Origin of the sequence: Bifidobacterium longum subsp. infantis ATCC 15697 = JCM 1222 = DSM 20088 (assembly GCF_000269965.1) — a bacterium.
GTDB classification, from domain to species: domain Bacteria; phylum Actinomycetota; class Actinomycetes; order Actinomycetales; family Bifidobacteriaceae; genus Bifidobacterium; species Bifidobacterium infantis.
Window position 1 is genome coordinate 76,321 of the sequence record NC_017219.1, and the last position, 13,672, is coordinate 89,992.

13 protein-coding genes are annotated in these 13,672 nt (G+C 60.9%); 9 read left to right on the plus strand and 4 right to left on the minus strand.

The genetic code is table 11. From position 1 onward, the window contains the following. Positions 1-311: 311 nt before the first annotated feature. Positions 312-1,403: a tryptophan--tRNA ligase gene (trpS, locus tag BLIJ_RS00340; RefSeq protein WP_012576516.1), complete on the minus strand. Its 1,092-nt coding sequence runs from the start codon at positions 1,401-1,403 to the stop codon at positions 312-314. Between the two features lie 133 nt (positions 1,404-1,536). On the opposite strand from trpS, the gene BLIJ_RS00345 reads away from it, so the two are divergent. From BLIJ_RS00345 to BLIJ_RS00360, 4 genes are all read left to right on the plus strand, one after another. Then, the gene (locus tag BLIJ_RS00345) at positions 1,537-1,923 is read left to right on the plus strand and encodes a DUF3073 domain-containing protein (RefSeq protein ID WP_012576517.1); all 387 of its coding nucleotides are present in this window, start codon (positions 1,537-1,539) and stop codon (positions 1,921-1,923) included. Positions 1,924-1,937: 14 nt separating this feature from the next. Next, positions 1,938-2,609 (plus strand): response regulator, encoded by a 672-nt coding sequence (locus BLIJ_RS00350; RefSeq protein WP_012576518.1) that lies wholly within the window; start codon positions 1,938-1,940, stop codon positions 2,607-2,609. Positions 2,610-2,676: 67 nt separating this feature from the next. After that, positions 2,677-3,828 (plus strand): sensor histidine kinase, encoded by a 1,152-nt coding sequence (locus BLIJ_RS00355; protein ID WP_012576519.1) that lies wholly within the window; start codon positions 2,677-2,679, stop codon positions 3,826-3,828. Positions 3,829-3,995: 167 nt separating this feature from the next. Beyond that, the gene (locus tag BLIJ_RS00360) at positions 3,996-5,393 is read left to right on the plus strand and encodes an MFS transporter (RefSeq protein WP_012576520.1); all 1,398 of its coding nucleotides are present in this window, start codon (positions 3,996-3,998) and stop codon (positions 5,391-5,393) included. Positions 5,394-5,413: 20 nt separating this feature from the next. Here BLIJ_RS00360 and BLIJ_RS00365 read toward each other — a convergent pair whose 3' ends face one another. Then, on the minus strand, positions 5,414-5,833 hold the full coding sequence (locus tag BLIJ_RS00365; RefSeq protein ID WP_014484474.1) for a sterol carrier family protein: 420 nt from the start codon (positions 5,831-5,833) through the stop codon (positions 5,414-5,416). A gap of 208 nt (positions 5,834-6,041) precedes the next feature. On the opposite strand from BLIJ_RS00365, the gene BLIJ_RS00370 reads away from it, so the two are divergent. Continuing rightward, positions 6,042-8,492 carry a glycogen/starch/alpha-glucan phosphorylase gene (locus tag BLIJ_RS00370; protein ID WP_014484475.1) on the plus strand — a complete coding sequence of 817 codons (2,451 nt, stop codon included), beginning with the start codon at positions 6,042-6,044 and terminating at the stop codon, positions 8,490-8,492. 102 nt (positions 8,493-8,594) lie between these two features. Here the strand turns inward: BLIJ_RS00370 and BLIJ_RS00375 are convergent, their stop codons facing one another. Continuing rightward, positions 8,595-8,813 (minus strand): hypothetical protein, encoded by a 219-nt coding sequence (locus tag BLIJ_RS00375; RefSeq protein ID WP_012576523.1) that lies wholly within the window; start codon positions 8,811-8,813, stop codon positions 8,595-8,597. Positions 8,814-8,908: 95 nt separating this feature from the next. Here BLIJ_RS00375 and BLIJ_RS00380 point away from each other — a divergent pair, with 95 nt between their 5' ends. Continuing rightward, positions 8,909-9,763 (plus strand): rhomboid family intramembrane serine protease, encoded by an 855-nt coding sequence (locus BLIJ_RS00380; protein ID WP_012576524.1) that lies wholly within the window; start codon positions 8,909-8,911, stop codon positions 9,761-9,763. Between the two features lie 611 nt (positions 9,764-10,374). Here BLIJ_RS00380 and crgA read toward each other — a convergent pair. After that, on the minus strand, positions 10,375-10,851 hold the full coding sequence (gene crgA, locus BLIJ_RS00385) for a cell division protein CrgA (RefSeq protein ID WP_014484477.1): 477 nt from the start codon (positions 10,849-10,851) through the stop codon (positions 10,375-10,377). Between the two features lie 83 nt (positions 10,852-10,934). On the opposite strand from crgA, the gene BLIJ_RS00390 reads away from it, so the two are divergent. The 3 genes from BLIJ_RS00390 to BLIJ_RS00400 are packed head-to-tail and all read left to right on the plus strand — an operon-like array spanning position 10,935 to position 13,665. After that, positions 10,935-11,735, plus strand: a complete 801-nt coding sequence (locus BLIJ_RS00390) for a DUF881 domain-containing protein (RefSeq protein WP_012576526.1) — start codon at positions 10,935-10,937, stop codon at positions 11,733-11,735. Continuing rightward, a complete protein-coding gene (locus tag BLIJ_RS00395) occupies positions 11,732-12,970 on the plus strand; it encodes a class E sortase (RefSeq protein ID WP_014484478.1) in 1,239 nt (412 codons plus the stop codon). The genes BLIJ_RS00390 and BLIJ_RS00395 overlap by 4 nt, the downstream gene beginning before the upstream one ends. Before the next feature lie 50 nt (positions 12,971-13,020). Further along, positions 13,021-13,665, plus strand: a complete 645-nt coding sequence (locus BLIJ_RS00400) for an anthranilate synthase component II (protein WP_012576528.1) — start codon at positions 13,021-13,023, stop codon at positions 13,663-13,665. Positions 13,666-13,672: the final 7 nt, after the last annotated feature.

Genomic DNA, 13,672 nt, shown 5'->3' on the forward strand with positions numbered 1-13,672 from the left:
GAGAGTTACTAACGCTTGATTCTCCGTTTCAAGGGGCGTATTTGAGCCTTTCCGGAGGTCTATCTCCGTTTCAAGGGGCTGGTCATGCGCTCAATCTCAGATAAAATCCCATTCACGCCAACGTCATTCCGCCGTTTTTGTGCCTCGCCTACTTGAGCAACAGCCCCTCGAAGCGGAGATAGACCTCCGGAAAACAAGAAATCCGCCCCTCGAAGTGAAGATAGGACACAGCAGACGCCGCAATGCAAAAAACGCCGTGTCAGTTGCCCAGTTGGGGCTGACACGGCGTCTTGCTACGAGCGGCGGGAAAATCAGTACTTCATGCCCATGGCCTCGCGCACCTGGTCGAGGGTCTCCTCGGCGATGGCGTTGGCGCGCTTGTTGCCGTCGTGCAGGATGTCACGAATGGAGTCCATGTCCTTGGCCAGCTCGGCGCGGCGCTCGCGGTGCGGGGCCAGGAACTCGTTGACTGATTCGATGACGTATGCCTTGAGTGCGCCGGCGCCGGAATCACCGATCTCCTCGGCGATGTCCTTCGGGTCGCGGCCGGTCACTAGACCGGCGGTGGTCAGCAGGGCGGAGACCTGCGGGCGGGCAACCGGGTCGAAGGTGATGCGGCGCTCGGAATCGGTCGGGCTCTTCTTGATGAGCTTGGCGGTTTCCTCGGCGGTGGCGCCCAGCATGATGGAGTTGCCGTACGACTTGCTCATCTTGCGGCCGTCGAGACCCGGAATCTCCGGTGCCTCAGACAGAATGGCGGCCGGCTCCGGGAACACTGGGTTCTTCTTGGCGTAACGCTCGTTGAAACGGCGGGCGATGGTGCGCGTGATTTCCACGTGCGGCAGGTTGTCCTTACCGATTGGCACGACGTTGGCCTTGCAGAAGAGGATGTCGCACGCCTGATGCACCGGGTAGGTGAGCAGCAGACCGGTCAGCGCGTGGCCGGACGCCTCCATCTCGGACTTCACGGTCGGGTTGCGGTGCAGCTCAGCCTCGGTGACCAGGGACAGGAACGGCAGCAGCAGCTGGTTCTCGGCCGGCACGGCGGAGTGGGTGAACATCATGGTCTTGTTCGGATCGATGCCGGCGGCCATGTAGTCGAGCACCAGGTTCAGTACGTTGTCTTGGATGTGCTCGGTGGTGTCACGGTCGGTGATCACCTGGTAGTCGGCGATGATGATGTTCGTGTTGACGCCGCGCTCCTGCATGGCGACACGCTCACGGATCGAGCCGAAGTAGTGGCCGAGGTGCAGCCGGCCGGTCGGACGGTCGCCGGTCAACATGGTGAAGGACGACGGCTTGGCCTCCAGCTTGGCGAGCGTTTCGTCCGAACGCTTTTTGGCCGCGAGGAAGCTCGCGCTTATCTCATTGCCTGCCGCTGTCAGTTGCTGCTCGTCGGTCATGCGAAAATCCTTTAAATAGGGCTCAGATAAACGCTTTTTATGGTAAAAGTGTGAGCCGACAACGAACAAGCCACTATTAGTGGTACTCTCTATTGTTGATGAATCGAACAGCACAGTAATCGCAGGGGGTCAGATGGGCCGCGGACGTCAAAAAGCAAAACAGCAGAAAATTGCCCGAAAGCTCAAGTACCTGACCACCGATACCGATTACGATGAGCTGGCAAAAGAGCTGAGCGAGCAGGAGCCGGGAACGGGCTCTCCTGACCCGTTCGCCGATATTGATGATCAGTATGCGGACAAGGATGTGGATTCTGCTGCTGACGCCGACGCCGCCAAGGTCTCGCCCGCCGCGCAGGAGGACGACCTCGACGAGTACGCCAAGTGGGCAGCCGAAGCCGCCGCAAAGGCGACCAGCGGCGAGTTCCCGGCCTCCGCGCCGGCCGCGCCCAAGCCGAAGCCGGCCCCGCGCAAGCCGATTCCGATGCCCATGCCCTCAGCGCTGAAGCCGAAGAAGAGCTGAACGCACGTAGGCATATGTCGGATATCAGCGGGCGGGATGGATCGCAGCCCACCATGCTCATCATGGACAACGACCGCATGGCCTTGATGGCATTGCAGTCGATTCTGGCGAAGGCACTGCCCGACTTCGAATTGTTGCCGCCGGTGAGCGAGGGCAGCAAAGCCATTCAGCTGTGCACGGCCACCAAACGCCCGCCTGCTGTGCTATTGGCCGATATCGCGATGAACGACATCAACGGCCCGGATGTGGTGCGTGCAATCCGCAGGGAAAACGCGACCACGGCGATACTGGCCATTACCGCCTCGATTGTGGGCCGACATGCCAAAGAGATGGCCCGGGCCGGCGCACAGGGCATCATGAGCAAGAACGATGATGTGCGGTTGCAGGCCGTGGCGATTCGTCAGGTACAGGCCGGCAAAATATGGGGCGATGGTGGCGACGTGCGGTTCGAGACCGCGGCCGTTGCGTCCGCGCGCATCAAGGCCGAGAAGGACAACCGGCTGAGCGCGCGTGAGATGGAGGTTGCGGAACTGTGGTCCCGAGGCCGGACCATGCCGCAGATCGCCACCGAACTGTCCATCACCGAAACCACCGTGCGTACGCATTTGATGCGTGCGGCCGACAAGCTCGGCGCCGGCAATCTCAAGGAACTTATCGGCGCATGGATTCGCATGAACCTGCACTGATGAAGGCGCCGATGGGTGTGTGGGGACACGGTAGAAGAAGCGCAAGACGCATAAGGGGAGCGGCCCGGTGAAACGTCCGATTATCATTTCGCGGCATTCGTCGTATTCGTATAGTCACGCCGACGGCAAGAAGCATCATCAGATTGATATCGATATAGAACTCAAGCATCCGCTGGCGATGTTCGGCCCGATCGGTGTGCTTGCGGTGGCAGCCATCGTCTATGCGGTGACCGGGTCGTGGCTGGTCACGGCGTCGGCGGCGCTGACGGCAAGCGTGCTGCTGGTATTACTGGGCATTGCGTTGCGCTGGCGCAAGCGCGTGGTGAATCAGGAGAACGAAAACGAGCAGATGGAATCGGCGCTGGCCGATTTGCGCCACGGCAACCAGCTCGCGATCGAACTGCACGACACGCTGTCCAACGATCTGACGTATATCTCGACCATCGCCCGGAATAATCTGGCCGCGCCAGCCGGCATCGATGGTGGCGACTGGCAGCGCGTGCTGGATCGCAGCCAACGTGCCTTTGCGGAAGTGCATGGCATCATCGATTTTCTGACCGAGCAGAGCGGAATGGACGCCGGCTTCCGGGACGAGTCCTTGCCGGTCGGTGGCACCGGGACATCTGAGGTGGCGACTGCAGAACCAGGGCAGGTTGATTCGCCGACGAAAGAATCCGCCCTGGCTCGTGACCCGGTAGGCACCGGGAGCTGTCCAGCGATTGCGAATGAGGTGGTTGACAATGCCGTGCCCGAGAACGCCGGTGGCGATGACCGTACGCAATCCACAGCGGGCATGCCGCAGTCCTTCGTCACGCGTGTGAAGGCGCAGATCACCGATACCGAGGAGTTTCTGGAGGCGCAGGGCTATCGGGGGACGGCCGCGGTCAACGGCATCGCCATGGTCGTGGACCCCGAGGCGGCGGCCGAGGCGCTGTCGCTGATAACGGAGATCGGCACGAATATCCGCCGCCATGCACCGGCGGGAGATGATTCCTATCTGCTGTTCGTCACGCTGTCTCCCGAATGGATTGAGATTCGTGAGACCAACGATATCCGTGACGATGCCGACGCGCAGAGTGGCCTGTCCGCGCAGGAGCTGTCGGGGCGTGGGCTGGCCATGCATCGCACCCGTGTGCAGGAGTTGGGCGGTGAATTGACCACCCGTTCGGATGATGGCACGTGGATGATTTACGTGCGTATCCCGTGCGTGCGGGGCTGATGGGGCAGAAGCTGCGATGTCCGGCGTCCGGCGCTGATTGTGCCCTGTCCTCACAAATGAGGACGACGACCGCAGCCATGTCCCCATAACCGAGGATTGCGGGTGTTCGGCTCGGCGGCGGCTCCCTATGGTGGCGTCCATAAGGACCAATCCCAGGGAGGGCAACGATGGCAAGTGATACGGAATTATGGCGGGGAACTGATTACGGATGGTGGCTGGCTGCGGACACGTCCGGTGCGGTCGGTGCCAGTCTGATCGCGTTCGCGGTGCCACTGATGATGCTCGCCACGACAGGATCTTCTGCCGCCGCCACCACGACGGAAAGCATCTGCGTGGTGGTGCAGACGGTGCTGGGCCTTGCCGGCGGCGTGATTCAGGACCGATATGATCGCCGTACGCTCATGCTGATCTGGGGTGCGTCCGGTGTGGTGCTCTCGGCGGTGGCGGCGGCAGCGGTGATGCTGTTCGGCAATGCGCCGAAGACGAGCGGCCATGGGGTTAACGGGGCAAACGCTCCGGCATTCGGCGGACCGTATGCCCACGTGCTTCCGATCGCGCTGCTGTGTATCGTCGTGCTGTTTTCGGTGCGCGATGGGCTGTTGGAGAATACGTCGAATGCCATGCTGCGTGGCGTGGTGCCGGATGAGCAGCTACCGCACGCGATGGCGTTGAATGATGCTCGTGATTCGACGGTCACGTTGGTGGGTGGTCCGTTGGGCGGTCTGCTGATGACCGTGGGACATGCGGTGCCGTTCCTGACCAGCGCGGTGCTGAGCGTGCTGGGCATGGTGTCCGCATGGCGTATCCGCCGCTATTGGAAACGTGCGACTGTGAGCGATAGCGGCCGTCCGGGCAATGTTGATACCGGTTCGGAGGTCGGGGCCGTCTCGGACGCCGATGATGCCGATGACTCCGCCCCACGCTGGCGCGACGCACTGGACGGCATGATCTGGCTGCTGCGCGACCGGTTCCAACGCCATCTCATCATCGCAGCGGCCATGGTGACCGGTGCCAGCAATGCCTTCCTGCTGCTGACCGCGCTGGACATCTCCCAAGGTGGCAGCCAGCTGATATCCGCCGGATTCATCAACGCCGCCTCCGCCGTTGGCATGTTGCTGGGCGCACTGATGGCCTCGCAACTGGTCAACCGTGTGCCCGGCGGCGTACTGGTGGGCGTGATGTTCGTCTTGCTGGCTGTAGGATTCACCGGTGCCGCGTTGGTGCCCTCCATGGTTGGCAAGGCCATATTTGTGGCCTGCTCGGTACTGGCATTGCCCGCGGGCAACGCGGTGCTTGGAGGCCTCAGCAATACCTTGGTGGGCAAGGACAAGCTCGGCCGCGTTGGAGCGGGCAGCATGGTGTTGCAGTACGGTGCCTATGGCGTGGCCGTGGCACTCGCCGGCTGGGGTATGCAGACCATCGGCTATGGGCCGACCTGCCTGATTCTGGCCGCCGTGCTGGTGGCCGCCGCCGCTTACGCGCTGACGATGCGCAGCCTCGTCACCCTACCCACGCCGGACCGCTGGGCCGAGCATATCCAGCGCTGGGGCATCGCCCAGTTCTGATGGGCGGCCTGCGGCGGCGATTACAGCGGCAGCAGGTCGCTTAGGTCGTCGCGCTCGCCGACCGCGCTGATGTGGCCGGCGTCCTTTTCCTCTGCCCACGTGGTGATGCCGCAGGCCAGTCGCAGCCAGACTTCCGGCTCCAATTCGATGACGTCCGGTGGGGTCAGGTTATGCGGGTCCGATTCCGGTCCGTCCAGAATCTTGACCGCGCCCCACGGCGCGACGCGCACCTCCACGCCCGGCCCGGGCGCGCGCCGTTCCAGCAGGAACAGCGAGTAGCGCACAGCCATCGCCCATACCGGGCGCGGCAGAATGGGGGAGGCGGTCAGGCGATGTGGCGTGTTGTCGGCCAGTTCCAGGGCTGCGGCACGCCATTGCACCAGTGCGTCGTGCCCTCGTTTCAAGTCTTTTTCGAGAATTACTGCCATATGCTCCATCATGGCACCGGATCCGGAAGATCTTCCGTAATGCAAACGATGGCATACGGTGTGATGCGGAACTGTGAGACATGTGATACGCTTCTCGATGAGAACGTATGCAAGAGCGCTCCGCCATCGTCGTTACGGAGAGTTCATGCTTACGTTTGTGAGACGATACCTATCGCGCGGCATAATAATTACGGGCACTTATCCCGGAAGGAAAGTCAGAATGACCGAAATCACCGCACCGAAGTCTCCCGTCACGGCGGAACAATTCGCCGACGAGATTCGTGAACAACTGAAATACACTCAAAACGTCACCGCCGAGCAGGCCACCCCTGCTGACGTGTATGTCGCCGCGTCCAAAGCCGTGCGCAACCACCTCGCCGACTCCTGGTTCAAGACCCAGGCCGACACCGTCAACGGCAACACCAAGGCCGTCGGCTACCTGTCCGCCGAGTTCTTGATGGGCAAGCAGCTGGAGAACGCACTGCTGAACGCTGGCCTGACCGACCAGTTCGACAAGGCTGTGGAAGCCCTTGGCTTCAAGCCGAAGGACATCGTGGACGCCGAATACGAGCCGGGCCTCGGCAACGGCGGCCTTGGTCGTCTGGCCGCCTGCTTCATCGACTCCCTCGCCTCGCTGGGCGTGCCGGCCTTCGGCTACGGCATCCAGTACAAGTACGGCATCTTCAAGCAGAAGTTCGACGAGAACGGCAAGCAGGTTGAGACCCCGGATTACTGGCTGGCCAACGAAGAGCCGTGGGGCCACACCGACTACAACCGTGATCAGAAGGTCTCCTTCGGTGGCAAGGTCGTCGAGAACGCCGACGGCACCAAGACCTGGCAGCCCGCATGGTCCGTGCGCGCCGTGCCGGTGGACTACCTGGTCCCTGGCTACAAGTCCGGCCGCGTGAACACCCTGCGCCTGTGGACCGCCAAGAGCTACGACGAGTTCGATCTGCTCGCCTTCAACCGCTCCGAGTACATGGACGCCGTGGCCCCGCAGGTCAAGGCCGAGAACATCTCCAAGATTCTCTACCCGGAAGACTCCACCAAGGTCGGTAAGGAACTGCGCCTCGAGCAGCAGTACTTCTTCGTCTCCGCATCCCTGCACGACGCCATCCGCGTCTTCTACCCGGGCCAGGACAAGCCGGACCTGACGACCTTCCCGAACAAGATCGTCTTCCAGCTCAACGACACCCACCCGGTGATCGGCATCCCCGAGCTCATGCGCATCCTCATCGATGAGTACGGCTACGACTGGGATACCGCGTGGTCCATCACCACCAAGACCTTCAACTACACCTGCCACACCCTGCTGCCGGAGGCCCTTGAGGTCTGGCCGGCCAGCCTGATCGGCGAGCTGCTGCCGCGTCACCTCGAGATCATCGAGAAGATCAACGCGCAGTTCGAGGCCGAGCTCAAGGCCAAGGGCGTTGCCGCCGACACCATCAAGGACATGGCCATCTACACTGGCGACGCCGTGCGCATGGCCTACCTGGCCACCTACGGCGGCTCCCACGTCAACGGCGTGGCCGAGCTGCACTCCCAGCTGCTGAAGGACGTCACCCTCAAGAACTTCTCCGACGTCTACCCGGACAAGTTCACCAACGTGACCAACGGCGTGACCCCGCGTCGCTTCGTCAAGCTCGCCAACCCGCGCCTGTCCGACCTCATCACCGAGGGCCTGGGCACCGACAAGTGGGTCGCCGATCTGGAACTGCTCAAGGGTCTCGAGCCGCTGGCCAAGGACGATGAATTCGTCAAGAAGTTCGCCGCCGTCAAGAAGGCCAACAAGCACGCATTCGTGGGCTTCGCCAAGGACCACTACGGCATCGATATCGACGAGAACACCCTGTTCAACACCATGGTCAAGCGTCTGCACGAGTACAAGCGCCAGTCTCTGAAGATTCTCGCCGTGATCTCCAACTACGCCGACATCAAGTCCGGCAAGGTCAAGGCCGAGGACATCACTCCGCGCACCGTGTTCTTCGGTGCCAAGGCCGCTCCGGGCTACTACCTGGCCAAGATGACCATCGAGCTGATCAACAACGTTTCCCGCGTGATCAGCAGCGATCCGGCCGTCAAGGGCAAGCTCGCCGTCCACATGCTGCCGAACTACAACGTCGAGATGGCTCAGAACCTCATCCCGGCCACCGAGCTTGACGAGCAGATCTCCCAGGCCGGCAAGGAAGCTTCCGGTACCGGCAACATGAAGTTCGCTCTGAACGGCGCCCTGACCGTGGGTACGCTGGACGGCGCGAACGTCGAGATCCGTGAGCGCGTCGGCGCCGAGAACTTCTTCCTGTTCGGCATGACCGTCGACGAAGTCGAGAAGAAGTACGCCGAGGGCTACGATCCCGCCTCCTACTACGAGGCCGATCCGCGCCTGAAGCAGGCCATCGATCTGGTGGCCGACGGCACCTTCTCCAACGGCGACCGCAACGCCTACTCCCCGCTCGTGGCCGACTGGCTGACCAAGGACTGGTTCATGACCCTGGCCGACTTCTCCGCCTACATGGGCATCCAGTCTGAGATCGAGGCCCTCTACGCCGATGAGCTCGAATGGAACCGCAAGGCCCTGCTCAACGTGGCCAACTCCGGCTACTTCAGCTCCGACCGCTCCATGGAAGACTATTTGGAACGTATCTGGCACACTGCTCCTCTGGCCGACTGAGTCGGTGGGGCGGTTCCCCTCGGAGAGGGGAACCAGAACATAAGAAGCCCCGCAACCGACATCCATCGGTTGCGGGGCTTCTTGCGTTGAAAGACCGCCCTATCAGGCTTCGGCCGGGGCGGCTTCCGCCTCGCCATCGGCCTCATCCTCGGCCTTGTTCAGACCCAGGTCGACCGGCGAGGAGCTGTTCTCCCACGGCTCCTCCCACGGATCGTAATCTGGGTTCTGCTGCTTGTAGATGTACAAGCCAACAAGCGCGGCGAGCAATCCGCCGAACAGCAGCGCGAAGAACTTCCAACCGTTAGAAGACTTGTTCTCCATGACGGCTCCTTTCCCTAGGGATCGTCTGGTCGGTATGCCCATTCAGACCGACTCTGCTCCCTATTCTAGGCCGCTGTTTGTGACGATTGGGTGGAATGACATTCGTGGGCGATTCATCCACGCCCGCATGCCCTCGGTCGGCTCAGCATCTTCGCGGCGCGTGGAACGCATCCGAGACCTTCGATACAGTGGACTGCATGCATATTCCTACACAGCGGGAGATTCGATACCAGTGGGAGCGCGGTGGTCCGGTGATGACCTGGGCGCTGATTGTTGCGTGCGTGGCAGTGTGGCTACTGGAGGTATTGCTGGGATTTATTGCCCCGGGCCTGAGGGCTTGGTTGATGTACCTCGGCATGGCGGCTCCGGTCAGACTGGTGGCTGAGCCGTGGACGCTCATCACTTCGATGTTCCTGCATGCGCCGAACTCGCTATTGCATATCCTGTTCAACATGATTGCCCTGTATTCCGTGGGCCCAGTGCTGGAACGAATGATCGGCCACTGGCGGTTCTTGGGACTGTATGTGATTTCCGGCCTTGGCGGCTCTCTGGGACTTATGTTGTGGGCTGCGGTGGCTCCGGGAGGCATCGGCTGGCAGATGGCAGCCTATGGGGCTTCTGGAGCCTTATTTGGCCTGTTTGCATCATTGCTGGTGGTATATCGCCGTATCGGCGCCGATATCCGCTCCATGTTGATCTGGATGGCGGTGAACTTCGCCTTGCCGTTCGTGGTCGGTGGCGTGGCGTGGCAGGCGCATGTCGGCGGCTTTGTAGTGGGTGGAATACTCACATGGCTGCTGGTGGGTGGTGTGCCGGCGTGGCGCGGTAAAAGCCTGAAATGGCGCATGCAAGTGTACGGCTGGGTCATGGTGGTGCTGGTCATTGCGTTGATTCTGTTGTGCAATATGGCCAATCCTTATGGGTGGATGAGTTTCGGCTCCCTGCACTGATATGGCTTGATATGGCTGTAAAAAACGATTGATGCCGGGTATTGCGGAACATGCAGTGCCCGGCATCAGTGTATGTGCGGAAAGCGGCGATGTGGATATCGTCGTTCGGTGAGTGGGTGTGTGCCGTATGAAGATATCCACAGTAATGAGATGCGCGCAATGACGAGTTATCCACAATGGTGACTTGTGCACAAGTGTGTAGAAAAGTGCATAAGACTGTGGATAACTTATGTGGATAAGTTAGGAATGCCACGGTATTACTGGGTTTGTTGCAGTGGATAACTCGGGTGTATAACTGTTCCCTCGCTGTGGCGATGTATGCCAAGCCAAAGTTATGCACGAGATATACACCGAGAAACGCCGCTTATCCACCACTTATCCACATGGTTTTCCACATTCGGTGGAAAACTACATGGGTGTGATTCATCCACAGGCTGTGGATAACGTAGTGGATAAGTCGTGGATAAGTGGTGGATAGCTGTGGATGAACAGGCTAAGGCACGAAAAAGGCCGGCCTCCGCATACGGGAGGTCGGCCTTTCGTATAAGAACTAAGAACAACCTAACGATAGAAAAACGATCTACCGATAGATAAGCGCAACGAGTCGGAACTCAGCGCCATCCCATCGTCATCAGGAATCCGATCATGATCAGGGCGAAGCCGATGCCCAGGTTCCATGCGCCGATGCGCGGAATCGGCCAGGAGCCGGACGGGGAAAGGTAGTACACCACGCACCAGATCAGACCGATGATCATGAACGCGCAGAACAGCGGCACGAACCAACGCGGATTCGACTTGGTGCCCTTGATGGTCTCCTCGACGCGCTTGGTGTTCTCCGCCTGACGGTTCATCATGCGCTGCATCTGCGGGGTCAGCGTGGCCTTATCGGCAGTGGCGTTGAGCACGGCCTGCACCTGCTCCATATTCACGCCGTAAGCCGCGTCTTCCTCGGCAGAAGCGTTCTCTGCGTTCTGCTCGGTGTCTTTGTTGGCGGTCTCGTCAGCAGCGGTGCTGGATGAGGTCTCGCTCTGCCAGTCCTTCTGGTTGTTCGAGTCGGTTTCGTGCAGCTCTTCGTCAGCCATCAGCATAGTCTCCATTCAATAGGCTAAAAGTCATAATAGTGGCTACACTCGAAAGCGGCGACCAGAGTCGGCAGGAAGACGGGAAATTCATGGCCAGGCATATCGGCAAGCATGGCGCACGGCGCTCCCTGTGGGGCGGCGTCGCGGTGTTCGTCGTCGTCGCCCTGACCGGTTTTCTGCTGAGCACCAACGTGAGGGTCAACCGCACGGCCGACGTCACCAGCGATACGGCCGATCTGGTGGAGCAAGGCGTGGACGAGGCCAACCAGCTGCAGCAGGACGTCAGCGATCTGACCGAACAGGTCGCCAATCTTACGGACGCGCTCAAGGCCGATGGCACCGACGGTACTGACAGCACGCAGAACCAAGGCAAGGACTCCAGCAATGTGGATTCCAGTCTGATGCTGCCCGCGCTCAGCGGCAGCGGCGTGACGGTGACCCTGGACGACTCCCCGTTGTGGGAGAACGCCGTCAACAACAATGGCACGACCGCCAATATCAACGATTACGTGATCCACCAGCAGGATGTCGAATCGGTGGTGAATGCCTTGTGGGCCGGCGGTGCCGATGCGCTGATGATTATGGATCAGCGGGTGCTGTTCAATTCGGCGGTCATCTGTTCCGGCAACGTGCTGTCGTTGCACGGTAAGAAATACTCGCCGCCATTCACCATTTCCGCTATTGGCGACCCGCAAAGACTTCGCGCAGCTTTGAACGACTCCGAAGCCATTACCATTCTTAAGCAATATGTGACCGCGTTTGGCATTGGCTACAAGGTGGAGAATGCCGAGGACCTTCAGTTCCCCGCTACCGCCGCCTTGCTGCAGCAGTTGAAATATGCCACGGTCGATACATCAAAGACCACAGATGAGGAGCAGACTCAGCAATGAGACACGGCAGGCACAACAGCGGCGCACCGGCGCCCATTGATCTCGCGTCCGTGTCGGACGTGCAGCCCTTCCCCGAGGACGATGCCGCACGAATGGTGGCAGACCCGGCCAATGCCAGTAGGGCAAGGTCCCGTCGTACCGCAGTACGCGGCGCGTCTTCGCCCCAGCGGAGCCTGGTCTGGCAAGCACTCGGCATCTGCGCCGAACTGCTGATTACCGCTGCCGTGATTTGCGCCCTGTACATCGGCTGGCAGATGTGGTGGACCGGTGTCGAGGCGGAGCGAGCCCAGAACGAAACCATCCAGTCCGTCGACTGGAGCGACCCCAGCAACAACGGGGGAACGGTCACCATCGCCAAAGCCCAGGAGGGCGATGCGCCGGTACAGCCGAAAGACGCGAAATATGGCGACTTGATTGCGCAGATCTACATTCCGCGCTTCGGCTCCCAATGGCACCGCAACATCGTGGAAGGCACCACGCTCGAGCAGCTCAATCGCCACGGTCTGGGCCATTACGACACCACCCAGATGCCGGGGCAGGTCGGCAACTTCGCCGTCGCCGGCCACCGCAACGGCTACGGGCAGCCGTTGGGCGATGTGGACAAGTTGCAGGAAGGCGATCCCATCATCGTTCGTACCAAGGATTACTGGTACGTCTACCACTACACCCGGTACGAGATTGTGCTGCCCACGGACATGTATGTGATCGCCCCCAATCCGGAAGACTCCACTGCCAATCCCACCAAACGCATGATCACACTGACCACCTGTGAGCCGAAATACTCCACCCCCACCCATCGATGGATCAGCTATGGTGAGTTGGCGTACTGGGCCAAAGTGTCTGATGGCGTGCCCAAAGAGCTGGCTACTACTGATTCGTCCGGTGCAGTGAAGTTCTCCACCACCGAAACCCCCTCGATCGCTTCCCGCATTGGCTCGCTGGACAAGGTGGTATTCGGCGCGCTGGTAGTGTGGCTGGTTCTGTTCATCGCCGCTGCGGTGGCATGGCGCTGGCCGGTGCTGCGCGAGATTCGCGCGGGTGAGCGTCGCCGCCCGGATGCCAGCATCTATGGCGGACTGTTGCGTCTGCAGCCCGGCGTGGCACCGATTCGATGGCTGCTGCTGGCTCTGCTGTTGTTCGCAGCCGCCGCGGCGCTGTTCCAGTGGGGATTCCCTTGGGCCGCCGCCAATATCCCATTCCTACAGCAGATGTCGAACTTCGTGGCAGTGAGCTGACGGCAGCCTAGTACTATGTCTTGCAGTACACGTCCCTCAAGGAGAGCCCTATGACCGATTCCGCGCATATTTTGGTGGTGGATAACTACGATTCCTTCGTCTACACGATCGTAGGCTATCTGCAAACCCTTGGCGCCACTGTTGATGTGGTGCGTAACGACGCTATCGACCCAGCCGCGCCGGGTGTACTGGACGGTTACGATGGCGTGCTGATTTCTCCCGGCCCGGGCGCCCCGGCCGAATCCGGCGCCAGCGAGGACATGATCCGCCTGTGCGCGGCCACCGGCATGCCGATGTTTGGTGTGTGCCTGGGCTTGCAGGCGCTCGCCGAGGTGTACGGCTGCACGGTGGGCCACGCGCCCACCATCATGCACGGCAAGACCAGCCCGGTGGAGCATGCCGATGACGAGATCTTCGAGGGCGTGGCCAACCCCATGACCGCCACCCGCTACCATTCATTGGCCGTTGAGCCCGATTCGGTGCCGGATACGCTGGTGGTCACCGCGTGGACGCAGGATGACCACACCATTCAGGGCATCAAGGTCAAGGATAAGCCGATGTATGCCGTCCAGTTCCATCCCGAGTCGGTGATGACCCAGGACGGCTACCGTCTATTGGCCAACTGGCTGAGCGTGTGCGGCCAAGGCAACGCCGTGGCCAAGTCGGCCGGCCTTCAGCCCAAAGTCACGAAGTAGCAGCCGT